Origin of the sequence: Hyalangium gracile, from assembly GCF_020103725.1 — a bacterium.
Taxonomy (GTDB): domain Bacteria; phylum Myxococcota; class Myxococcia; order Myxococcales; family Myxococcaceae; genus Hyalangium; species Hyalangium gracile.
The window spans coordinates 35,406-59,024 of sequence record NZ_JAHXBG010000044.1 but is presented as its reverse complement, the minus strand read 5'-3'; the positions used below and the strand labels follow the sequence as shown (position 1 = coordinate 59,024).

The 23,619-nt window shown below is 67.2% G+C and carries 17 protein-coding genes and 1 pseudogene; 11 read left to right on the top strand and 7 right to left on the bottom strand.

The window, feature by feature from the left end; translation table 11 throughout:
- The first annotated feature begins 595 nt into the window (after window positions 1–595).
- From KY572_RS45510 to KY572_RS45490, 5 genes are all read left to right on the top strand, one after another.
- On the top strand, window positions 596–1,558 hold the full coding sequence (locus KY572_RS45510) for a hypothetical protein (RefSeq protein ID WP_224250072.1): 963 nt from the start codon (window positions 596–598) through the stop codon (window positions 1,556–1,558).
- Between the two features lie 77 nt (window positions 1,559–1,635).
- Window positions 1,636–3,186: a hypothetical protein gene (locus KY572_RS45505; RefSeq protein WP_224250071.1), complete on the top strand. Its 1,551-nt coding sequence runs from the start codon at window positions 1,636–1,638 to the stop codon at window positions 3,184–3,186.
- Window positions 3,187–3,225: 39 nt separating this feature from the next.
- Complete coding sequence (locus KY572_RS45500) at window positions 3,226–5,700, top strand: hypothetical protein (RefSeq protein ID WP_224250070.1); 2,475 nt, start codon at window positions 3,226–3,228, stop codon at window positions 5,698–5,700.
- 90 nt (window positions 5,701–5,790) lie between these two features.
- Window positions 5,791–6,729, top strand: a complete 939-nt coding sequence (locus tag KY572_RS45495) for a WD40 repeat domain-containing protein (protein WP_224250069.1) — start codon at window positions 5,791–5,793, stop codon at window positions 6,727–6,729.
- Window positions 6,730–6,884: 155 nt separating this feature from the next.
- Entirely contained in the window at window positions 6,885–7,274 is a 390-nt protein-coding gene (locus KY572_RS45490) for a hypothetical protein (protein WP_224250068.1), read from the top strand.
- Window positions 7,275–7,317: 43 nt separating this feature from the next.
- Here the strand turns inward: KY572_RS45490 and KY572_RS45485 are convergent, their stop codons facing one another.
- From KY572_RS45485 to KY572_RS45470, 4 genes are all read right to left on the bottom strand, one after another.
- The gene (locus tag KY572_RS45485) at window positions 7,318–9,189 is read right to left on the bottom strand and encodes a serine/threonine-protein kinase (RefSeq protein WP_224250067.1); all 1,872 of its coding nucleotides are present in this window, start codon (window positions 9,187–9,189) and stop codon (window positions 7,318–7,320) included.
- A 70-nt stretch (window positions 9,190–9,259) separates the two neighbouring features.
- On the bottom strand, window positions 9,260–10,354 hold the full coding sequence (locus tag KY572_RS45480; RefSeq protein ID WP_224250066.1) for a cytochrome c peroxidase: 1,095 nt from the start codon (window positions 10,352–10,354) through the stop codon (window positions 9,260–9,262).
- 227 nt (window positions 10,355–10,581) lie between these two features.
- Window positions 10,582–12,261: an aminotransferase class I/II-fold pyridoxal phosphate-dependent enzyme gene (locus KY572_RS45475; protein ID WP_224250065.1), complete on the bottom strand. Its 1,680-nt coding sequence runs from the start codon at window positions 12,259–12,261 to the stop codon at window positions 10,582–10,584.
- Window positions 12,262–12,281: 20 nt separating this feature from the next.
- Window positions 12,282–13,607 carry an NAD(P)/FAD-dependent oxidoreductase gene (locus KY572_RS45470; RefSeq protein WP_224250064.1) on the bottom strand — a complete coding sequence of 442 codons (1,326 nt, stop codon included), beginning with the start codon at window positions 13,605–13,607 and terminating at the stop codon, window positions 12,282–12,284.
- Between the two features lie 186 nt (window positions 13,608–13,793).
- On the opposite strand from KY572_RS45470, the gene KY572_RS45465 reads away from it, so the two are divergent.
- Entirely contained in the window at window positions 13,794–15,101 is a 1,308-nt protein-coding gene (locus KY572_RS45465) for a transporter substrate-binding domain-containing protein (protein WP_224250063.1), read from the top strand.
- Window positions 15,102–15,156: 55 nt separating this feature from the next.
- Here KY572_RS45465 and KY572_RS45460 read toward each other — a convergent pair whose 3' ends face one another.
- Together KY572_RS45460 and KY572_RS45455 are read right to left on the bottom strand one after the other, a co-directional pair.
- Window positions 15,157–16,158, bottom strand: coding sequence for a PD-(D/E)XK nuclease family protein (locus tag KY572_RS45460; protein ID WP_224250062.1), 1,002 nt, complete (start codon window positions 16,156–16,158; stop codon window positions 15,157–15,159).
- Between the two features lie 67 nt (window positions 16,159–16,225).
- Complete coding sequence (locus KY572_RS45455) at window positions 16,226–16,714, bottom strand: hypothetical protein (protein WP_224250061.1); 489 nt, start codon at window positions 16,712–16,714, stop codon at window positions 16,226–16,228.
- 197 nt (window positions 16,715–16,911) lie between these two features.
- Between KY572_RS45455 and KY572_RS45450 the strand changes: the two genes are divergently transcribed.
- The gene (locus KY572_RS45450; RefSeq protein WP_224250060.1) at window positions 16,912–19,836 is read left to right on the top strand and encodes a tetratricopeptide repeat protein; all 2,925 of its coding nucleotides are present in this window, start codon (window positions 16,912–16,914) and stop codon (window positions 19,834–19,836) included.
- Between the two features lie 19 nt (window positions 19,837–19,855).
- On the top strand, window positions 19,856–20,665 hold the full coding sequence (locus KY572_RS45445; protein ID WP_224250059.1) for an arylamine N-acetyltransferase family protein: 810 nt from the start codon (window positions 19,856–19,858) through the stop codon (window positions 20,663–20,665).
- Here the strand turns inward: KY572_RS45445 and KY572_RS45440 are convergent.
- Window positions 20,662–21,516: a DUF4097 family beta strand repeat-containing protein gene (locus tag KY572_RS45440; protein WP_224250058.1), complete on the bottom strand. Its 855-nt coding sequence runs from the start codon at window positions 21,514–21,516 to the stop codon at window positions 20,662–20,664. The genes KY572_RS45445 and KY572_RS45440 overlap by 4 nt on opposite strands.
- Window positions 21,517–21,675: 159 nt before the next feature.
- Between KY572_RS45440 and KY572_RS45435 the strand changes: the two genes are divergently transcribed.
- From KY572_RS45435 to KY572_RS45425, 3 genes and pseudogenes are all read left to right on the top strand, one after another.
- Complete coding sequence (locus tag KY572_RS45435) at window positions 21,676–21,915, top strand: DUF7218 family protein (protein WP_224250057.1); 240 nt, start codon at window positions 21,676–21,678, stop codon at window positions 21,913–21,915.
- 69 nt (window positions 21,916–21,984) lie between these two features.
- Window positions 21,985–22,248 (top strand): annotated as a pseudogene (locus tag KY572_RS47995) (carboxypeptidase-like regulatory domain-containing protein); the annotation flags it as partial.
- A 159-nt stretch (window positions 22,249–22,407) separates the two neighbouring features.
- Entirely contained in the window at window positions 22,408–23,619 is a 1,212-nt protein-coding gene (locus KY572_RS45425; RefSeq protein WP_317987989.1) for a sensor histidine kinase, read from the top strand.

The window sequence follows — 23,619 nt, the reverse complement described above, 5'->3', positions numbered from 1 at the left end:
ATGACGGTGGAGATCTGAGATCTGGAATCCCGGTCGACTGAGGATCAGAAACACGCGCTCCCTGAGGACCATCAACACCCGGAATGGGCAGCTTGCGACCAAGCCACTGCAAGCCATATGCCCGTGCCCTCGGCGACCTACCTGCCTGCTCGGAAGCGGCTCTCCGGTTTATGAAGAGGAGTCCTGACAAGCCGCTGGGCGGCTGCGCTGCTCCTATTTGAGGTAGTTCCGCTGCGCCGCGGCGTCCCGCGATCGCCTCGCGGATCACGACGAGCCACCTGCCCCCGCCCCCTTCAACACTCCGCAGAGAGACTCTCACCGTCTCACTGCGTGGACTACCAGTCCATGCGCAGAGACGGTTCCCTAGGCGAAGCCACCTCAAGCCCTGGGCTCAAGAGTCGAAACTCCCTCTTCTGCCTAGGCTGAAGCCCTGTTTGCGAGCTGGACGCGTCCGCAGGTGCATGTGGAACGACTCTTGCTCCAGTTACGTGGCATGCCCCTTTTGAATCGTGAGTTTCCCTCCAGTACTGGGGTGAGCCCCCGCTGCACCAAAGCGGCAGATGGACAGTTCTTGACTGCCCCAAGGAAAAGACCCATGCAATCCAAGTCGGCGTTGTGCGGAGTACTCCTCGTGTCCTCGCTGTGGACCGGTTCGGCCCTGGCGAATGACACCTTCATTGACATCATCTCGCCCAGCACGTGCGTGATGAATTGGGGAAAACTGACACAGTGCAGTATCGCGCCCAAGACGCTGCAGGCACTGCCATTCGACACAGCAGTGCCAATGAGGACGGTCATCAGAAGGTCGATGACGGGCAACTGCTCAACACAGTACCCGCTTGAGGTGACGCTAACACCTGCTGGCGAGTCAGGGGTGAAGTATCCTTATATCTCGATGCCGGAGGTGATCATCCGTGGTCTGGACCGACAACTGCTGACGTCGGTTCAGTTGGCGGACAGTTCTCCATGGACGAGACACGTCGTGCTCTCGGACACCTGCCGCATCTCGTTGCAGGTGCAGTGGAACCAAGTGGATGTGGACACTGCAGAGCAGGCAATGGCCATCCTCCAAAAGTTGGAGACGGATCTGGCGACAAAGAAGGTGCAACGGGATAGCCTTGGCTACCTGGTGGAGTTCAGTTCAGGCTTCGTCTTCATGAGAGAGCTGGCCAACAGCTTCTTTACGCAGCTAACAACGGAGTCAATCCAGGCATTGAGGGCACAAGCTGTCGCGGCGGGACCCATTATCTTCAAGACATCAATGGGGTGCGATGACGGAACGCTGACGCAGGTGGAGAAGGACCTGCTGGCAGAGTTCTACTTCCTTCTGCCCACACTGGGGGAGGCTGGCGATTGGACGAATCCGGACGGGTCACCCAAGACACTCCTAGACTTCCTGGGGCCGGAGGCCAAACCCATCATCGACAAATTGGCGGCACGCTCCACGCCAGAGGCTCTGGCGCAGTACGAGGCGGACTACCAAGCTGCTGTGCAGCAGGTGGCACACGCCGAGGCAAAGCTGGCGCAGGCGCGGACACAACTGGCTGAGTGGCTGTAGTAGCAGAATCATCCTTCCTCACAAATTCATTCCAAGGCAGGCCATGAAGGTGGTGGCCCGCAAGGACCTGTATTGCCATGAATCAGAATCAACCCCTTCGAAAGAATTTGCTGGCAGGCTCCCTCGCGCTGCTGCTTGGCGCAGCCTGCAGCCCGAATCCCGAGGCAGAGCGGTCGATCCGAGAGAACTCCAGTCGGGAGCCAGTCTCTCGGCATCAGCAGTCCCTCAGCAGTGTGCGGCTTTGCGGCAAGCGGCATGAGAACTCGGACAATGACATCATCTGTCTCAGCACAACCAACGTGGCCAGTTTGTACACGAAGATTGTGCAGGAGCAGATTCGGACGGTATGCGCCAACACAACGGCTACTTCTTGGGCATCCTGCATGGAGTGGCCACCCGTGATGTGGCCTGAATTCACCAGCGCAGCGAACTCAGTAACCTGGACGGAGCAGGCACAGCGTATCTCGGCATTCTACCAGGAGCCGGGCTCGACGCCGGACGTCACCATGAAGTCCTATGAATTGAGCATGGAGAGGATCCGCCATGGGGCCTGGGAGATGAGGGATGCCTACCGCGGGGAAACACAAGAACTGGCGAAACGCAACGGGTCCATCCGCAACACGCAACTGCCGGCGATATTAAAGCAACGAGCATTAGAGGATGGGAGAGAGGTACAGGCGTGGGCTGCGGCGAAGCGAGAGGAGATTAGCGAGATACAGGGGCTCATCGATGCATACCGTACGAAGCTGCTGGAAATGACGCCGGAGTACGAGGCGCTAGTGACGCAGTTCGTGGAATACCGAGGCAACGAGGAAGCCGTCCTGGAGCAATTGCAGAGCCTAGCACAGAACGCCTCGACGGCGAGCCTTGAAACGTTGCCCCACCTCCAACTCTCATTGGTACAGGTGAGCCGTACAGAGAGTTTGTTGCCCCAGCAGATGGCGCTGGGTGCGCGAGCACTGTCGCTGAAGATGGCGCACGCGCACGACACCTTCATGACCGAGGTGAATCCCTACGTGGCCTTCATGACGGCTCACGGAATGGTACGACCCAACATGGCTGACACGTCCGTTCAGGTGCTGGAAAGCATCATCGCATACGCGGACGCAAGGTACGCGAGGACGAGCGAAATCGTATCCAAGGTGATGGCGGGAATCCGGCGGAGGCAAGAGGCGCTGGTGGCGCAGAGCGCGGAGGATGAGGCGCGAGAGGTATTGACGGAGTCATCTACGCTGGAAGCTTCGCAGAAGTTCCTGACGGAGATGAATGCACGAGTGACACAGGTGGGCAGGCTACCTCCCAGGAGCACGAGGCTCGGTCTCTACTATCTGGCGGGCAAGCTGCTGGAGCATGAAGGAATCTTGCAGCTGCAGGGGACGTGCGCGAACACGGTGTCCACACCATGGATGGGAACTGGGTGCAACGTGCTGGCGCCGCAGTACGCGAAATCGCGCACCTACGTGATGAGCACCATCCCCACAATCCTCCGGATGAACGTAGGGAAGATGCGAACCGCAGGGGTGAACGAGGCCTTGCTGCAGGAGGTGGAAGGACACCTGACAGCCAACCGACTGCGCGCAGCGACCATTGCGTACGACGTGGCGGTGAGAGCCTCCGAAGTCCTATAGCCCGCCAACCCCTTGCATATCATTTGGAGAACGACTCTCATGAAACGTCTATCGACGCTTTACGTGGCACTCTTCTGTGCCGTGCTCGCACTGACACCTGGGCACGCTGTCGCGCAGGGCATGCTTCGACAGTACACCCTGGACTGGCAAGCGGTGTCCTTCAAGAGCCGAGGCAGCTGCCTGGTCCCCACTCTGCAGACCGAAGGCACTTCTATCTTCTCCGTCAACGAAATGCTTCTGCCCACTTATACGGTGGCGGGAGCCTTCCTGGCCCGGCCAAACGGCGACCTGGAGAACCGCTTCCGCTCCCAGTTCAGTGGCAGCCTGCTACGCTGGGGACCCAATGATTTCCATTTTGCCGTCTCGACAACGGTTGGAGGTGACTTCTGCACATACGCCCAGGATTCCGTTGAGCTGAACTCGGCGGGACTGACTCCTCGACGCCTCTTCTTCGTGTCTCGAAATGGTGAGTCCTTCGCAGGCGTGGCTCCACTCGAGCTGCATCTGCGAGAAATCAACCCGACACTCAGCCAGAGTCTCCTGGCGCTCGAGCAGGCGGTGAATACCGAGCTGAGCCTCGTCTACTATATTGGCCCTGACCTGGAGCAGCAGCGCGCGTATGCGGCGCAGCTCAATGCGTTGCTGGCAGAGATGACGGATTTGTGCCAACGCCCGCTGGACTCCATCACCCAGGCGGAGCTCGATGCTATCCTCTCGAAATACAGCGCCATCTCTCCCAGAGTGAAGGAGAAGTTGCTCGCACTACTGGCGGACCTCCAGAAAAGCGTCGAGGAACTGCGGGCTGAAATTGACCGCATCGTCGCAGAGTTCCGTGGACAGATGGATGCCGTAGACCGGTGGACGATACCTCCTCCGAACACGGGAGGAGTGGATCTAGGCAACCCAAGCACCTACACGCCAGAATTGGGTAGGGACGAAGTACCGGAGGTGGAGGTGCCGGACGTCAGCACGGGCGACCCGTGGGACCCGGCAAAGGACCCCTACAAGGTCTTCGCCGATGAAATGCTGGCAGAACTCAACAAGAACCTTGTCAATGGCGAGGTAGTGGACCGACAGGGCTTCCTGGCCACAGTGCGACTGTGGCGCTTCAACCAGGACGTCTTCGAGCGAGGGCTGAAGTCTCGCATTGGTGTCTCTCAGGAGGAATGGGGCGCCTTCCTGGCGGCCCAGCAGCGTGTGCTTACCCTTGTGCGCGAATACATGGGCGAGGGAGATTGGTTCCACGATTCGCCGGCGCGTGAGTCCACCAAGGCCTTCCTAGCCTACCTGGAGAAACGTCCCGGTTATGAAGCACGGGCCCACGCTCTCAAGGATGGCTTCAACCTCATGCGCCGTGGGAATCACGACGCCGCCCAGAAGGCGGTGCTCGATAGCACCGATGCACTTGCCGGTGGCTACGAGGCGCTGGAACAGGGCGTGGCACTCGAGGACCCCACCATCCCCGCCACCCTCGACAGAATGCTCGATGGCGCCATCGTCGTCGCCAAAGAGGTGGCCCTCCTCGGCTTGTCATTCACCCCAGTGGGCGACTTCATCGACCTGTGCGAGCTCGTCACTGGCAAGGAGAACTGCAACCCGGATGGTGCCGACCTGAGCGTGAGCGAGCGAATGTTCGCGGGCGCGGGGCTCATCATCGGCAGCGGTAAATTCTGGAAGCTCGTCGGTGCGCACGTCTCCGCCATCGGTGGTGTCATCATCAGCAATCACTTGCCCAAGTGGCTCGATCGCCTCGAGGATATTTCGCACGCGGAGAAGGAGGCACTCCTTCAAAGGCTTGGGGACAAGACACTCGAGCATGTGATCGATATCAGTGGCCAGGACATGTTTCGAATCCTGGACCGGATGGGCGACGCACGTGTCAAGAGGCTTGCTCCTTATCTCAAGAACGATGGGCTCATGGAGTTGATGGAATTCCGCTTCTCCAAATTCTACCCGCCCCAGTCGGATATCGTGAGGCACCTCGGTGCCAAGGTGAAGAGCCTCCCGTCCCTCAAAGGGAAGACCAGGGCAGAGGTAGAATCTGTGCTCCAGAGCCGAGGCTTTGGCAGCCCCATCATCCATGAGGATGGAAGTTATACGTGGACCCCAAACCCCATCCGCGAGCTCAGGAAAGACGGTACCTGGTACCAGGATATCTGGATGGACGAGCATGACGGCTCTCTCGTCCGGATTGCCGCTGCCACCAGAAGTCAGCCGTATCTGCACTTCAAGAAGGAAATCTCGGATACGCCGCGTACTTATGACGCTAGCCGCGTCAAGGCCAAGGTGACCGACAACAGAGCCGCCATCTCTGAGCCGACGAACCCGGACGATGCATATCCCTATAATGAGATATCGCATCCTGGCACATCCTATGTGCGCGATCAGTTCGCCCAGACACTTGCCAGGAAGACGGGGAAGACCGTCCGCGAAGTCGAGACGGAAATGGCAGCGGAGTTGGAGGATCTCGTGAGTTTCTGGGGAGGCGAGACACACTTGCCACTTCTCCCCTGAGTGCTGGGACAGAGAGATGAGGGCAGCAGTGCGATCGGCCTGCCCTCGTCTCGCACCATGAGGTTCGAAGATCCTGCTAAAGAGAAGCGCATGAATTCCCAAGTGCTCAGTCCCAGGAACGCCGAGCGGCTGGTGCAGCTGCGAAGCCTCGGTCCCGGAGGCCCCCCTTGGCCAAGGGGGCAGAAGCTGAGATTCAGCATGGACAGCCAGTGGCTGGTGTCCATCAGGATATCGGGCCCAGAGCGGTTGCGCTGGTGGAGGCTCTCCGCGGAAGGACCGTTCCCGGTGGCGTCCGTTCCATTTGACCGCGGGGGAGACGCGGTGATGTTGGCAGGGGCAGAGCGGGTGCTCTCGACGTCGTCTCCAGGCCTGCTGCAGGAGTGGGCGGCAGGAGATGGCAGCCTGCTCCGGGAGAGTTCTCTCAAGGGTCTAGCGGGGCTGAGCCTCTCAGCCGACAGCAAGAAGCTGCTGCTCACGAGCGGAGAAGGAAAGGTCTGGCTGTGGGACGTGGCGCGATGGCAGGCGGTGCGCGAGTTGGAGGCAAGCCCCCTGCAAATCTACGAAGGAGCGCTGTCTCCAGATGGGCGATGGGCAGTGGCGGGAGCGGGAAACCGATACGTGGACGAACCCGTCACCTTACGCGTCTGGGACGTGGAAACGGGGGCTCTCCATAGGGAGGTCCCGCTGCCGCTGCCCTGTGCTTGGAGTGTGGCCTTCCACCCAACGCAGCCACTGGTGGTGGTAGGAGGACCGCCGAACGAACTCCTCGTGGTGGATACCACACGCTGGGAGCAGGTGCGGCACCTGGAGTCTGTAGGGACGGACAGCGTGAGCTTCAGCCCAGACGGCGGGCTACTGGTCGCGGGAGGCACGGGATTCTCCGTGCTGGACTTCCACCGGGGTCAGGTCATCTACCAGCACACGGATGAAGAAGACGAGCAGTCGAGCCACGCAGTGATGTCTCCAGACGGGCGGCTGCTTGCATGGGGACAAGGGGACGGCACCGTGGGGCTGTGGGGAGTAGAGTGAGTCTCGGGGCCTCCAGGAGCCATCTTCACACGCAGAGGCAGACTCATGGCGGGCCACCCTACCCCGCACTCAGCAGGGATGCCCGCTCCGTGTGAAGGAGACCTGGTCCGTGTCAGCTATGATGCGGCCCTGTCCCTCCGCCGGAGGTCCGGGCCATGGTCTCTATCAACGACGTCGATGGTTTCCTGGCGGCTGTCAGCCACCGCATCCTCTCTCGATACGGTGGAACCCAGATCTTCCTCTTCGGCCACCAGGGCGAGCCCTTCTGGGCCGCTCGCCTCCCCGTCCGCCCGGAGGAGCTGAACCTGCTCTCCGACGCGCTCAATCTCATCGAGGCCACCGAGGCGCTCCGTCCCAAGCCCTTCCTCGCCCGGGACTCACTGAAGGGCTTCACCGTGGCCGCGCTCGACGAGCGGCATGACCTCTACATCGTCCTTTTCGATGAAGGCCCCGCCCAGCCCGGCGCCGAGGCACGCGTCAAGGCCGTCCTGCGCGAGATGGAGCCCTACGTCGATCCCCTCCGTCGCGCGTGGCTCGCCTCCTGAGACTTCGGGCCTGACGTCACCGTGGCCATGAGCTGGCCGCGGATCAGTCGGCGCCCAGCTGCTTCAGCGCGCGGCGGGCATCGGTAGCGAACCTCCCCGTGGGCTCCAGGAGGAGGTACTTCCGGTAGGCCTCGACCGCCTCGTCCTCGCGCTGCAGCTCCTGGAGCGCCATGCCCAGCGAGAACCACGCTCGGGCATTCAGGATGTCTCCCGTCACGACCTCCTGCAGCAGCACCACCGCCTGCTCGTTGCTCTCCTCCCCCGTGTTTCCCAGCACCAGCGAGAAGCCCAGCCCCTCCTTGGCATCGAGCGAGCCCGGGTTGACCTTCAACGCCGCGCGGTAGTTGTCCACGGCCGCCTGATAGCGCCTGCTGCCGATGGCCTGCTTCGCCTGCTGCATGAAGCGCTCGTACTCCTCCGACTGCCCCGCGGGCTTCGTGCCCCGAAGCATGGGATCCTTCTGCGCGCTCGGGGGTGTCTCCTGCGGCGTGGTCGAGACCGGCTCGGTCGGCGACGGCGCCCTCGTGAGGAGAAAGAGGAGCCCCAGGGCGACCCATCCCACCGCCGTACCTCCCCCGATGCCCCACATCCACAGCGTGCGGGACGGTTGGGGGGCAACGCTCGGCGCCGGCGGCCCCTTGGCGCGAGGAGACTCGGCAGCCAACCCACGAGGACGCATCTCGACCGTGGGCTCGGCGAACTCCGGAGACCTCGAGGAGGCCATGGGCCCCGTGGGCCCCGTGGGCTCCGACAGCGCCTCCGGCTCCGAGCGCTCCGGCTCCGAGCGCTCCGGCTCCGAGGCCTCCGGCTCCGAGGGTGGCTCCGGCTCCGGGGGCGGCTCCGGCTCCGAGGGCTCCGGCTCCGGAGCCACCAACGACTCCGCGTCCTCCGCGGAGGGGGGAGCCCGTGGCACCTCCCGCCACGCGGCGAGCTCGTCCTGGAAGGAGCGCGGCACCTGGATGTCCCGGCCCTGGCGCGTCATCGCGTCGCGGAACAGATCCTGGATGAAGTACGACAGCGTCACCGAGGAGAACCGGGGCGCGGCCGAGTACAGGAAGCCCGCCAGCGCATCCCCGAAGGCCCGGCTCGACTCGAACCGCTCCTCCCGGCGCACCGCGAGCGCCGTCATGAGGATGTCCTCCAGCTGCCTGGGCACCCTCGGGTTGAGCGCCCGCGGCCGAGGAAACTCCCCGCGGCTCATCTTGGGCAACACGACGAACTCGGGCCCTTCGACGGGGAGCTTGCCGCAGCACATCTCGTAGAGCGTGATGCCCGTGGCCCACACGTCCGTGCGCGCGTCCACCTCCTGGCCTCGCGCCTGCTCCGGGGAGAAGAACAGGTACTTGCCCTTCACCACCCCCGGCTCCGTGGCCTGCACGCTCAGCTCCCGCGCCTTGGCCAGCCCGAAGTCGACGATCTTGACCTGTCCCTCGTAGCTGATGAGCACGTTCTCCGGGGAGATGTCCCGGTGCACGATGCCCAGCGGCTTGCCACTCTCGTCCTTCCGGGTGTGGGCGTAGTGCAGCCCCCGGCAGACCTTCATCCCGATGAACGCGGCCACCGGCACCGGCAGCGCCGTCCACCCCGAGTGCAGCGCCTGGTGGACCAGGTGGTGCAGCGGCTGGCCATCCACGTACTCCATGGCCAGGAAGTACTCGCCGTCCACCTGCCCGAAGTCGAACACCTGGGCGATGTTGTCGTGCGACACCGTGGCGGCGATGCGCGCCTCGCTGATCAACATGCTCGTGAAGGCGTAGTCGTCCGAGTACTCGGGCAGGACCTTCTTGAGCACCGTCGGCTTGGAGAAACCCGCCTCGCCCAGCAATCGGGCGAGCCAGGTCTCCGCCATGCCGCCATAGCCGAGCCGGGAGACCAGCTCGTAGCGGCCAAACCGCTTTCCAGGTTGAAGGCCCATTCAGCTGCCATCCTACCCGGGGTCGCGGCGCGGTTCGCGCCCCGGGAACGGGCCCTCCCGAGCCCGCCTGCTAGAGCAGCTTCATGTAGGCGGTGATGTCCGCGATGTCCTGAGTCGACAGCGGGATGCCCATGAAGTCGAACAGGAGCTTGTACTGCACCATCACCGCGTCCAGCGTCTTCGCCGAGTTGTCGTGGAAGTACGGCGCCGTGTTCTTCAGGTTGCGCAGCGAGACCATCTTGAAGACGTTGGCGTGCGCGGGGTCACCCGTGACGAGCATGAGGCCGGGGTCCGGCGACGCCACCGGCACCTCCGTCCCGTCCGGCAGCTTCACGAGGAACTGGAAGACGGGGTTGCCGCCCAGGTTGCCCTCGGAGACGGCCGCGGAGGAGAAGCGCGACCCGGCGGGCAGGCCCTGCGGGTTGAACTCCGTCATCGTGTTGAGCAGCGGGCCGCCGTGGCAGCTGCCGCACAGGCCCGTCGGCGCGAAGAACGCCCGGCCGCGCTGCTCGGAGGCGGTGGTGCCCGCGGGCAGCGGCGGCGGCGGCCCACCGCGCGAGTAGCTCTGGAGCGCCGCGGAGGAGAAGAGCGTCTTCTCGAACAGGGCGATCTTGTCCTGCTGGTCCGCGGTGGGCGCCCGGCGCGCCTCCGCATGCCCCAGGGCGGCGCTCAGCGCCTGGTGCTGCAGCGTCGGCTCGCGGCCGTCCCACATCAGCACGGGATCCAGCGCGGGGGTGTCGAGCGTGCTCGGGATGCCGCGCCGCAGGGTGATGCTGCGCGCCGTGCTGTTGGCCAGGCGCACGTTCGGAGGCAGGGGGATGGTGACGTTGACGGTCGCGTGGGCCTTCAGCTTCGTATAGTTGGTGCTGCGGCCGTCATCGCTGTCGAGCATCTTGAAGATGGGGTCGCTCGAGCGGCGCGACGCGATGTCCGCCGGCGACAGGGTGCCCGTACGCAGCGTGTGGCACGTCACGCAGGTGCGCCCGTTGCCCGCGAAGACTTCCTTCTGGAAGAGGTACGAGCCCTCGCTGACGGACGAGTCCTGCTCCACATCCGTCGACAGCCCGTCCTCCACGAGGGGGGCCTCGTCGGCAGCAGGCTCGCCGCAGCCAGCAGCGGCCAGCAGACACAGCGCGGTCAGCAGCGTTCGGTGAAAGCGTTTCATGGGGGTTCTCTCCTGGCCCGGAGGGCCGATCAGTGCCTCCCCGCAAAGCACGGAACGGGCCAACTCCCAGACAACCCAGCAATAAACCAAACCCTTGAAATCTCAGGTGCCGAGATGGCGCTCGTCCTGGACCTGAGTCCCCGCTGGACTGGACGTGCACCACCTTCTGTCCGAATCGAGGACAGCACGGGAGGAGCCAGCGAGCCGGCTCCTCCCTGGGGCCCGGGTCAGACCAGACCGGTGCCGAAGGCGCTCGACAGGTGGGCGCGCGCGTCGGCGATGGCCTTGTCGATGATGCGCGCGGCCTCGCGGGCCTCCTCCGGCTTGTGGGCCGCCTGCACCTGCAGCCGGAAGCGCGACGCGCCGATGGGCGTCACCGGGAACTCCACCATGAAGGCCAGCACGCCCCGGTCGAAGAGCAGCCGGTTCACGGTGCGCGCCAGCTTCTCGTTGCCGATCAGCAGCGGGACGATGGGCGACGGCGAGCCCATGCACGTCAGCCCCCGCTTCGTGAGCTCATCCCGCAGGGCGTGGACGGCCTCCATGAGGCTCGCGCGCAGCGTGTCCCCCTCCGGCGAGCGGATGATCTGGACGCACTTGAGGATCACCGCCGTCTGTACCGGAGACAGGGCGTTGGAGAACATGTGCGAGCCGCCGAACATCTTCACGTACTGCTTCACCGCCGGCGAGCGTGAGGCCAGGAACCCACCGTTCGAGGCGAAGCTCTTCGAGAAGGCCCCCATCACCAGATCGATCTTCCCGAGCAGGTTCTGGAGCCCGATCACCCCCGAGCCCCGGGGGCCCATGGCGCCGAGGTCGTGCGCCACGTCCACCAGCAGCGTGGCCTCGTACTCGTGGCAGATGTTCTGCAGCAGCTCCAGGTCCGGCCAGTCCGCGTCCACCGAGAACAGGCCGTCGGTCACCACCAGGATGCCGTTGCGAGTGTCGTGGCTACGGATGTCCTTGAGGTGCTGGCGCACCGCCTCCAGGTTCAGGTGCTCGTAGCGGATGACGTTCTTCGTCGCCGCGCGCGCGCCCTGCTGGAGACAGGCGTGGGCCAGCCGGTCGATGACGACGTGGTCCTCCTGTCGTACCAGTCCCACCACCGAGCCGAAGCCGGCGCCCCAGCCCGTGGGGAAGAGGGTGACGTGCTCCAGCCCCACCAGCTCGCCGAGCGCCCGCTCCAGCTCCTCGGAGATCTTCGTGTTGCCCACCACCATCGGCGAGCCCGCGCTGTGCGGACCGATGTCGTGCAGGGCGCGGATCGCCGCCTCGCGCACGGCCGGGTGGATGTTGAAGGACAGGTAGTCCTGGGAGGAGAAGTTGATGCCCTGCGTCCGGCGCCCCGTGTCGTTGGTGATGATGGCGTTGCTGCCGGGCGTCACCTCCAGCGTCCGCGAGTAGTGCCAGGTCTCCGTCCGACGGCGCGCCTCCACCCAGCCGTAGTACTCCTCCGTGCGCTTGAGCAGGTCCCTGCCCGCGGGCCGGTAGAAGTCATAGGTGTTCTTGTCGAGCGCGTACTCCTCGTCCGGGTCCACCTTGCGGCGCAGGTGCGCCGGCTGCCACATCTCCTCCAGCGAGGAGCGCACGTGCGGGAACTGCTCGCTGAGGAAGCTCCACAGGGCGCGCACGGGGGCGTCGTCGCTCGGGGCCTGGGGCTCGGGGCGCAGCGCGATGAGGGACTCCCAGGGGATGTGGCTGGCCCAGTTCCGCATCATCTCGGAGACCTGCAGCGCGGCGTCTCCCATCTCCGTGGCGCAGTGCCGCAGGGTGTCGCGGCTCTCGGGCGTGGAGAGCAGCTCCTCGAGGCTGCGCCCCTTCAAGCTCTGGGAGGCCTTCTCCGCGGCGGTGAGGATGCTGCCGATGAGCTCGTCGTCCTCGCGCGGCTGTGTCGTCGTCGGGTTCATGGTGGGTTCTCCGGGAGGGCTCAGGCGGCGAAGAGGTTCTGGTGGTACTGCCGGGACGTGGTCTCGAAGTTGGTGAAGATGGCGTGGTCGCGCGAGGTCTCCTTCGCGGCGTCACTGAGCAGCAGCAGGTTGGAGGCCTGGAAGAACTCGGACATCGGCGCGATGTCCGCGTACGTGGCGATGAAGCGGTTGGTCTCCTCCTGGTTGCCGCGCAGGACGACGAAGAGCTGCAGCTCGTCGTGGCGCAGCGGGCGCATCTCCGCCAGCGTGCACACGTAGTCGTAGTAGGCGGCGGCGGACTGGCTGCGGCGGCGGCTCTCGTAGTTCTTCAGCGCCACCTCCAGCGGCTGTCGCCCGGACAGCCCCGCGTCCAGCGCCGTGGACACCAGCTCCGCGTCCCGGAACGCGTGCGTCATCCCCGTGGCCGTGCACTGATCCTTGAAGGAGCCCGCATCCCCCGCCAGCACCCAGCCGGCGCCGTAGAGGGGCCGCAGGTAGGCGGCCTGGTCCACCGTGCCGTAGATGCGCTCCTCGCGCTTGCCCTGGGTGCGGACGATCTCCCCGAGCTCCGGGCTCACGAAGTCCAGGGTCCGGTGGAAGTTGCCCTCCACGTCCCGGCGGAACGTCTCCGACCACTCGCTGGGCCCCCACACCAGCGTCATGTTCTGGCCGAAGTTGGTGGGCACCACCGCCGCGGCCAGCCGCCCTCGACGGTGGATGCGCGCCTCCTGGAGGTTGAAGCCCGAGATGTACGTCCAGTAGGCGAACGTGCACTTGAGGCGCTCGTCGTACTTGGGCAGCTTCAGCGTCCGAGCGACGAACGAGTTGCGCCCGTCCGCGCCCACCACGACGCGCGCCCGCTCCTCCACCCGAGCCCCCTGGCGCGTCTTCCCCCGGATGCCCACCACCCGGTCTCCTTCGGAGATCAGCTCCTCGACGACGAAGCCCTCACGCACCTCGGCGCCGGCCTCGACGGCCGCGTCCACCAGGATCTTGTCCAGCACGCGCCGCCGCACCGAGGCGTAGCGCTGCACCACCCCCGAGTCGTCCCCGTGCAGCTGCTGGAAGTACTGACGCACCAGCTCCACCGGCACGCTGCCGCTCAGCGGGATGCCCTCGTTCACCATGTGGATGACGGTGTGCGACGGCGTCTGGGCGAGCACCCGGTCCAGCAGCCCCCAGCGGTTCAGGTACGAGGTGCCGTGAGGCCAGAGGAAGTGCGTGGAAATGACGTCGCTGGGGAAGGTGGAGCGATCCACCACCAGCACCTTGTGGCCCTTGCGTGCGAGCAGCAGCGCCGTCGCCGCTCCCGCGCAGCGCGCCCCGATGACAATTGCGTCGAACATGCCCGTTATCTCCGAAAAACAAGGAACAACGCTCAAAACCGGATTTTCAGAAATTAAGACGAGGTGGCGATTGAAGTCCAGCCGGGGCCCCGGCCCACGAGCGGCGGGCGCGGCTTTGAAAATTCTTCAGCCTGCGGGAGAAGCTGGAGCTGGCCCTCCGGCCGTACCGTGGGGCTCGAGGAGCGTATGAACCCTGGACGTCCGTGGCAGCGGAGCTTCCCCGCGCTGACGTTGGCCTTGATGCTCGGCGTGGTGGCCGCGTGCGCTTCGGGGCCCGTCCCCGCGCCTTCGCGGCCCGCGCTCCGCGTGGGAACCAGCGGTGACTACCCGCCCTTCAGCGACTGGAGGCAGGAGCGCCCGAGCGGATTCTCCGTGGCGCTGGTGGAGGCGTTCGCGGCCGATGCGGGCTTCGAGCCCTCCTGGGTCCGCTTCCGCTGGCCCGAGCTGGCGGGGGACTTGAGTGCTGGGAAGTTCGAGCTGGCGGACAGCGGCATCACCGTGCGCCCGGAGCGCTCGGTGGTGGGGCGCTACACCGTTCCGGTGCTCCGCAATGGCGCCGTGCTGCTGCTCAGGCGCCCGAGCCAGGCTCCGCCTCTGGCGCGGGGCTATCCGCAAGACATGGGCACGGCGCTGTCCGAGCTGCGCGCGCTGGACCGCCCCGAGCTCCGAGTCGCCGTGAACCGGGGTGGGCACCTGGAGCGTGTGGCCCGAGCCCTCTTCCAGCACGCCCAGGTCCAGACCATCCCCGACAACGCGGGGGTGCGCGAGGCGCTGGCCTCCGGAAAGGTGGATGCGGCGCTGAGCAACAACCTCGAGGCTCCGCGCTGGGCCGAGGGACTCTCGGGCATCGAGTTGCTGGGCCCGCTCACGCGGGATGTGGTGGCCATCTATGTCCGCGCGGATCAGCCCGAGCTGGCGTCCCGGCTCGACACGTGGCTGATGGCGCAGGAGGAGAGCGGCCGACTGGGGCAGCTGCGCGCCCGCTACCTGGGACCTGGCGCGGGAGGACCGACCGCGCTGCCCGTGCAGGCGCTCCTGGCGGCCACGGCCGAGCGGCTGGCGCTCATGCCCTGGGTCGCCGCGGCCAAGCAGCGCTCAGGCAAGCCCGTGGAGGACACCGCTCAGGAGGCCCGTGTGCGGGCTGCCTTCCGGGACGAGGTGCGCAAGGTGACGCCCCCGGGACAGACACCTCCGTCCGATGAGGCGCTCGACGCGTTCTTCCAAGCGCAGATGGATGTCGCCAAGCTCGTGCAGCAGCGCACGCCCGTCGAGGCCAGTGCCCCCACCTACTCCCTGGAGACGGAGCTGCGGCCGGCGGTGGCGCGCATCACCGCGAGGATGTCCACTCTCGTGGCGCGGCTGCCCGCTCATCTGGAGGAGGCCACCGTGCGGGAGCTGGCGCGGGACTGGCTCGGGGCAAGTCGGCTGGAGGCCGCCGAGGTGGAGCGGATTGCTCGGACGCTCGCGGCGCTGCGCCCGGCGCGGGCTCCGTAGCATGTAGGGTAACCTTGAGCGCCTTCCCAGCCGGAGGTCATCTCATGACCCGGGCTCAGGCCACCTTCGGCGTCGGCGCCGGGCCCTGTGCCTGCTGCTGCTGTGCCTGGAACTGCGCCGCCGCCTCCAGGCGCCCGCAGGGCCGCCGGAAGGCACAGCGCACGCACATGGCCACGTTCTCCGTCATCGGGAAGGCGGTGGCGTCCTTCGGCGTGTTGGTGGCCACGTCCGTGAGCATGCCGCGCATGCTCGCCACGCTCTGGGCAAAGCGCGCCTTGAAGGCCTCCATGGCCGCCAGGTCCACCTGGACGTCCTGCTCCAGCCCCTCGTTCAGGTACACCAGCGAGGCGCGCACCTTCTCCACCGGCAGCTTGTAGCGCTGGGACACGTAGAGCGCGTAGCCCAGCACCTGCTCGTCATACCCGTCACGCGCCTTGCCCGTCTTCCAGTCCACCACCACCGGCGCGCCCGTGTCGTCCACGTAGGCGAAGTCCGGGATGGCGAACACCTTCACCCCGTCCAGGGTGAAGCTGGAGAAGTCGAAGCCCGCGTCCACCTCCAGCCACTGCGCCGGCTTGAGTGAGCGGGCCAGCGCCGGCCACCGCGAGGAGAAGAACCACCCCAGCGCCTGGCGCACCGTCTCCCAGTTCTGCTTCCAGGCCTCGTCCGGCACCGGCTCGCCGTACTCGTGCTCCACCAGCCCGGTGAACGGCTTGCGGTGCTTCTGCGTCCAGTAGGCCTTCTTCACCGAGTGCCGGAAGTCATCCTGCATCAGCCGCCGCGCCCGGGCCTCCACGTCGGCCAGTTCCACCGAGCGCCCCGCCTGCCAGTCCAGCAGCACGTCCCGCACGCACTCGTGCACCACGCTGCCCGCCCAGCTGTAGCGGTTGTTCAGCTTCTTGAGGACGTACAGCTCGCGCACGTCCTTGGGGGCCTCCGCCTCCCATCCGCCCCAGGAGCGGTAGTAGTAGAGGTAGTAGGCCCGGAGGCATTCGGAGAACTTCTCGTGGCGACTCTTCGACCAGGAGAAGTCATTGGTGAGCGTGGTGCGCCGCATTCGGAGGGGCGCATCCTACGATCTCGCCCGCCCGGCCAGAAGGGGGGCGGGCAAGGAGCCCGCGAAACTAGTCCGTTCCCATGTGGCGGGGGCCGGAGGCGCCGCTGCCCGAGATGGCGCAGCGGTAGCTGTTCATCACGAGGTTGAAGGCCTGACGCTGCAGCTTCCTGCTCCCCAGGTTGAGCGACTGGACGGCGGTCCACGCCTCCTGGCGGACGTCCTTCGTCTTCGCCTCGCCGCCCAGGCGGACCGCGATGTCCTCACCGGCCTTCTTCAGCTTGTCGATGACGTCGTCGGACAGGGTGGGCCGGGTGGTGGGGCCGGTGGGCCGCTTGGTATCGATGGGCAGCCGCGGCTTCTTGCCAGGCTCGAACACCGAGCCCCCCTGACCGCCAACAGTCCCCCTGCCCGGCTTCTCGAAGCCATCCCCCAGCCCGGGACGGCGGGGCGCCGTGGGGACGATCCCCCCGTTACGAGCGGGGGTGGTCGCCGCAGGCCGCTCGGAAACGCGGGGCTGCCGGGAGAGCTTGGGGGTGTTGAGCTTCAGGCTGCGCATGGCGTGAGCCTCGATCTTTCTCGAAAAGTACAACGTCATCCTGGTTTTCCGGATCCCCCAGGGAAAAGTTGCGTTCCCGCGCTTTAGACACCCAACCTATTGGATTTACTCGGGGTACCAGCCCCTGTGCGTCTTCTGGCGGCGACTCGCGATAATGGAGAGCCGACCCTTTTCTCAACCGCAGGGAAGATCCGCTCATGGAGCACCTCGACGCAGCCGAATTCACCCGCTTCCTTCGGGGCCAGCTCTCTCCGGAGCGGGCCGCCCAGGTGGAGCGCCACCTGGCCACGTGCGGGCCGTGCGCGGAGCGGCTCTCGTCCGAGGGAGAGGCCGTCACCGAGGTGCCCCCGGATCAGCAGGAGGTGAGCTACGCCACCGGAGCGGCCTTCGGCACCGGGGACAGCGCCGTGGCGCCCTCGCGTGAGCCCGTCACGCCGCAGTGGATCAAGGAGGGCCGCCCCCCGGAGCGCGGCGAGCAGGTGGGCCGCTACCTCATCCTGGAGAAGGTGGGTCAGGGTGGCATGGGGACGGTGTACGCGGCGTGGGATCCGGATCTCGGCCGCCGCGTCGCCATCAAGCTGCTGCGCATGGACAAGCAGCACGCCGAGGGCCGCACCGTGGGACAGGCCCGCCTGCTGCGCGAGGCCCAGGCCATGGCGCGAGTGACGCACCCCCACGTCATCTCCGTCTACGACGTGGGCACGCTAGGCGAGGGCGTCTTCGTCGCCATGGAGTTCGTGGACGGCACCACGCTCAAGAAGTGGATCAAGGAGAAGCCGCACGCCTGGCACGAGGTGCTGGACACCTTCGTGGCGGCGGGCCGCGGCCTGGCCGGCGCCCACGCCGCGGGCCTGGTGCACCGCGACTTCAAGCCGGACAACGTGCTGATTGGCAAGGACGGGCGCATCCGCGTCACCGACTTCGGTCTGGCCCGACTGGCGGAGGAAGGCGCCGAGCCGCCTCGCCCCGCGCTCCCGGCGGGCGCGCCCGTGGACGAGAGCCCGGAGCTGGCGCAGCTCACCCAGGACGGCCATGCGGTGGGCACGCTCATGTACATGTCCCCCGAGCAGCGGCGCGGCGAGGCGCCGGACGCGCGGGCCGACCAGTTCAGCTTCTGCGTGGCGCTCTACTGGGCCCTGTTCGGCGTGTGGCCGTTCGAGCGTCAGCGCTCGGCGAAGGACGCGGACTACAGCCCGGCCTCGTCCCACAAGGGCACCTCGCGGCCCAGCCAGCGCACCGGGGACCTGCGCCCGGTGGACCCGACCACGGGCGCCTTCGAGCCGCCGCGCGAGCCGCGCGTCCCCGCCTTCGTGCGCCGCGCCATCCTCCGCGGGCTCGCTCCGGATCCAAAGGATCGCTTCCCCTCCATGGAGGCGCTGCTGACGCAGCTCGAGTACCGGCCGCGTCAGGTGCGGCTGGCGGCGGGCGCCGCGGCCATGGTGCTGCTGGCGAGCGTCGGCGGCTATGCGTGGTACGCGCACGGGGCCGCGGCCCGGCAGGCCCTGGTGTGCAGCGGCGCGGAGCAGAAGCTGGCGGGCATCTGGGATGCGGCGGTCCGCAAGCAGGTGACGGACGGACTGGTGGCCACGGGCAATCCGCAGGCGGCGGACGTGGCCACCCGCGTCACGGGGCTGCTGGATGGCTACACGCGCGACTGGGTGGAGGCCAGCACCGAGGCCTGCCGCGCCACGCGCATCCGCGGCGAGCAGACCGAGGCGCTCCTGTCCCTGCGCGTGGTGTGCCTGGAGCGGCGCCTGAAGGACGTGAAGGCCGTCACCGGGCTGCTGGCCTCCGCGGACCCCGAGCTGCTGCCGAAGGCGGCGGACACCGTCTCGCTGCTCCCGTCCCTGCAGGGCTGCGCGGACGTGACGACGCTGAGCCAGGTGGAGCCCCCTCCCGACTCACCCCAGGCCCGCCAGGAGATCGAGCGGATCTCCAGCCAGCTGGCGCAGGCCAAGGCGCTGACGGATGCGGGCCGGTACAAGCAGGCCCGGGACGTCGCCGAGCCCGCGGTGCAGGCGGCCAGCGCGCTGGGCTACCGTCCCCTGGAGGCCGAGGCGCTGTTCTTCAAGGGCGCGGCGGAGGCTCGTGCCGGAGCGCCCGAGGACGCCGAGCGCAACCTGACGCAGGCGCTGCGCACGGCGCTGGCCTCGCACAACGATCCGGTGATGACGCGCTCGGCCTCCACGCTCCTGTTCGCCATCGGCTTCAACCCCGAGCGGCTGGAGGAGGCGCTGCGGTGGAGCGAGTTCGCCAAGGCCTCGCTGGCGCGCATGGGCGGCAACGAGGAGCTGGAGGGCGAGCTGTTCAACTACCTGGGGGTGACGTACACGCGGCTGGGCAAGAACACCGAGTCGCTCGCCTCGCTGCAGCGGGCGCTCCAATTGGTGGAGCGCTCCCTGGGCCCGGACCACGTCCGGCGCGCCAACATCCTGGGCAACATGGGCAACGCCTACCGCCAGGAGGGCCAGTTCGAGGACTCGGTGCGCGTCTACACCCAGGCGATCGAGATCCGCGAGCGGCTGAGCGGCCCCACCCACCCCATCGTCGGCTACCTCTACTACGGGCGCGCGCAGTCGCGGCTCCGCCTGGAGGACTTCGAGAAGGCGGAGGCCGACGCGAAGCGCTCGCTGGAGATCCACATCGCCGCCCGCGGCCCGGAGCACCCCGAGACGGGGGACGCCTATGACGTGGTGGGCCAGGTGTACCTGGCCAGCAAGCGGTACCGCGAGGCGCTGGAGCCCTACCAGAAGGCGCTGGACATCAAGGAGAAGACGGTCGGCAAGGACGACGAGACGGTGAGCTACTCGGCCCTGGGCCTGGGGCTGTCCTACCTGGAGCTGGACGAGTCCGCGAAGGCGCTCCCGCTGCTCGAGCGCGTCCTGAAGATTACCCACGATCCGCGGACCCAGGGCGACGCCTACTTCGGGCTGGCCCGGGCCATGGACGCGATGGGGCGCAAGGATCCCGAGGTGCTGGCGAACGCCCAGAAGGCGTGGGACGCGTTCCACGGCGTCAAGGAGACCGAGATCGCGAAGGAGATCGCCGACTGGATGGCCAGGCACCCGTCCGCGCCAGTTGCCGCGAAGGGCAAGTCGCGGACGGCCAAGAAGGGCCGGTGAGGTCCACGCCATCGCTGCCATGACTGCCACCATCGATCTGAACGCCTACCTGCGCCGCATCGGCTTCACCCTGGGGGTGCGGCCCACGCTGGAGGTCCTCAAGGCGCTCGTCCTCCTCCACGCGCGCGCCATCCCCTTCGAGAACCTGAACCCGCTGCTGGGCCTGCCCGTGCCGCTGGATCCGGCCTCGCTGGAGCGCAAGCTCATCCTCGAGCGGCGCGGGGGCTACTGCTTCGAGCACAACCTGCTGTTCAAGCACGCGCTCGAGGCCATCGGGTTCGACGTCCATGGCCTGGCCGCCCGCGTCCTCTGGAACCAGCCCGAGGACGCGGTGACGGCGCGCGGGCACATGCTCCTGCGCGTGAACCTCGACGGTCAGCCCTCCATCGTCGACGTCGGCTTCGGAGGGATGACGCTGACCGGCGTGCTGCGCCTGGAGCCCGGCGTGGAGCAGGCCACCCCGCATGAGCCCTTCCGCTTCGTCGAGGCTGCCGGCGACTACCGGCTGCAGGCCCAGGTGCGCGGCGAGTGGAAGACGCTCTACCGCTTCGATCTGCAGGAGCAGTTCCAGCCGGACTACGAGGTCACCAACTACTACCTCTCCACCCACCCCCGCTCGCACTTCCGAACGGGCCTCATCGCCGCGCGGGTAGAGCCGGATCGGCGCTACGCCCTGCGCAACACCCAGCTCTCCATCCACCACCTCAGCGGCGCCACCGAGCAGCGCCACCTCACCAGCGCCGCGGAGCTCCGCGAGACGCTCGAGCGGGACTTCCGGGTGAAGCTCCCGGAGACTCCGGAGCTGGAGGCCGCGCTCCAGCGGCTCTAGCGGGCAGCGCCAGGCCTCGCCGGCCCTTGCTGGCGGAGGGTGATGTCGCCGCTCGACGTGCTGGCCTTCACGGTCGCCTCGCTGGCGCCCTCGCCCACCTGGCCGTGCAGCTCGTCGTCCTCGAACGTCCCCTGGATCCGGATGGGGAGCTCGCTCTTCACACCGCCCGACGACGTCGACGCATCCAGGTGGAAGGCAGCGTCGGCCTCCACGGCCAGGGAGATGTCCCCCGAGCTCGCGTCGAGGTCCCACCGAGCCTGGCGGCGCGGCGTTGCCCGGACCGTCACGTCGCCACTGGAGCTGTCGACCTCGAGGTCTCCCGCGACTTCCTCGAGCACCACGTCCCCCGAGGAGCTGTTGATGCGAGCCGAGCCCACCTGGGTCAGCCTCACGTCCCCCGAGGAGCTGTCGACCTTCACGGCGCCCTGCACCCCCTGAACCTCGACATCCCCCGAGGCGCTGTCGATGGACGCCGCCACCTCGGGGGGCACGACCACCTCATAGTCGATGGACACCCACTGGAGCAGGCCCGAGTCCACCTCCAGATGCCGGCCCACGTACAGCACATCCCCCGAGCGCTCCACGGGCGGTGCCCGCACGATCTGCTCGGCGATGGCGCGCGCCTTCTCCGTGCTGCCCGCGCGAGCGGAGATCTGCCCCGTCACCGTGAGCCTCGCCCCCGGGACACCCCGGATGCGCACATCCCCCGAGGAGGTATCCACCTCGACGCGCGAGATGGGCCCCTCCACGGTCTGCTCGAAGGACTGCTCGAACCGCTCCCGCGCCTCGACATGCGCGCACCCCGCGCAGGCCAACGCGAGGACTCCCCACCAGCTCAATGATCGCTGCATGACACCTTCCTCCCGGACGACGACCGGGAGCTACGTCTGGACAGGTGTCCGATTGCATACCTGGAGCGAAGTGCAGGGACTTTCCACCCACAGAGGCGCTCCCTAGCTTGGTTGAGGATGTTGCCCGCTTTCGGGCAGCACTCCCTGAGAGGAGAGCCCATGGCATCGAGCCGGAGCAAGAGCAGCAGCAGCAGCAGCAGCAAGAGCAGCAGCCGCAGCAAGAGCAGCAGCAGCCGCAAGGGCGGCGCCGCGACCAAGAACCCGCGCCAGTACAAGGCGCTCAAGCGCAAGGGGATGCCCAAGGCCCGCGCCGCGAAGATCGCCAACTCCGGCAAGTCCGCGAGCCGCAAGGGTGGCAAGCGCAGCAGCGGCGGCCGGAGCCGCTCCAGCAAGAAGTAGCCCCTCCGACCTTCCCAGGAGGAGCCCCGGCCCGGGCACTCCACGCCCAGGGAGCGGTACACTGGCGGTGTGTCCAGGCCGGTGCGCGATCCTGGAGATCATCGAGCCCGAGTCTGGCGCCCCACCACTGGCCCGGTTCCAGCTGCAGCCCGGCCATCCGCTCATCGGCCACGTCCTGGACAAGAACTCCCATTCCAGGACGGGACGACCCTCACCACCGACGACCAGGGAGCCTTCCGCACCACGGAGCTCGAACCGGGCACCTACCGGCTCCAGGTCGACGCCCCGGGCCACGCCAGCAAGGAGCTGGGGCTCACGGTTCCCAGACCCGAGCACTTGAGCATCGAGCTCGAGGGCAAGCGGATTCCCTTCACCGTCGGTGAAGGCCAGACGGTCGACGTGGGAGACGTGAGCAGGAAGGAGCCGCCTCCTCCTCCGCCTCCTTCCCCACCCTAGGGTAGAAGCCGACCCAGCTGCCCGAGCCCCACGTGGCTGGCCCATGATTGGGGGTGGAGGCCCTCGCACATCGCCGAATCCCTGGACACCCTGCTGGAGGCCGCCGAGGCGCGCCTGGGCTTCGCCGTCGCGCTCACGGACGGCATCGTCTTCGAGCTGGATGCGGACGGCAGGTACCTGGAGATCTGGACGCGCTCCGAGGAGCTGCTGGCGGCGCCTCGGGAGCTGACGCTGGGGCGCACCCTGGCCGAGGTGTTCGGTCCCCAGGCCGCCGAGCCCTTCATGGAGCGGCTGCGGGGCGTCCTGGAGACGGGGAAGCCCGATCGCTTCGAATACAACCTGCAGGTGGCCATGGGGCTGCGCTGGTTCAGCGCGGACGCGGTCCGGGTGCCGAACCGGCGGACGGTGGTGTTCCTCATTCGCGACATCACCCAGCACAAGCTCATGGAGCAGCGGCTGCTCCAGGCGGACCGGCTGGCGGCCATGGGCACGCTGGCGTCCGGGGTGGCGCACGAGGTGAACAACCCGCTGAGCTACATCTCCTCCAACCTCAACTTCATCGCGGAGGGAGTGGCCTTGCTCCGGCAGGGCCTGAAGGGGCCGCTCGGCGCGGCGGAGCTGGCGCGGCTGAAGGAGACGATGGAGGACTGCGTGGAGGCGCTCTCCGAGGCGCAGGAGGGTGCCTCGCGCATCCAGCGCCTCACCGGCAACCTGAGGACCTTCGCGCGCGGCAACACCGAGGCCCGAGGACGGGCCAACGTGCGGCGAGCGCTCGAGGCGTCGCTGGGCATCACCCAGCGGGAGCTGAGCTACCGGGCGCGCCTGGTGCGGCATCTGGAGGAAGTGCCCGAGGTGAGCGGGAGCGAGGCTCGCCTGGAGCAGGTGTTCCTCAACCTGCTCATCAACGCGGTCCAGGCCATTCCGGAGGGAGCGCCGGAGCGGAACGAGGTGCGGGTGCGCCTGTTCACGGAGCAGGGGAAGGTGGTGGTGGAGATCCGGGACACCGGCGCCGGCATGTCCGAGGAGATGCTGAAGCACGTGTTCGAGCCCTTCTTCTCCACCCGGCCGGTGGGAGCCGGAACGGGGCTGGGGCTGTCCATCAGCCACGGCATCATCCACAACATGGGCGGGGAGATCTCCGCGGAGAGCACCGTGGGCCGCGGCACGTGCTTCCGGGTGCGGCTGCTCGCGCTGCCCGAGAGCGAGCAGGCGGAGACCGCCGCCACCGCGCCGACGAATCCGACATGA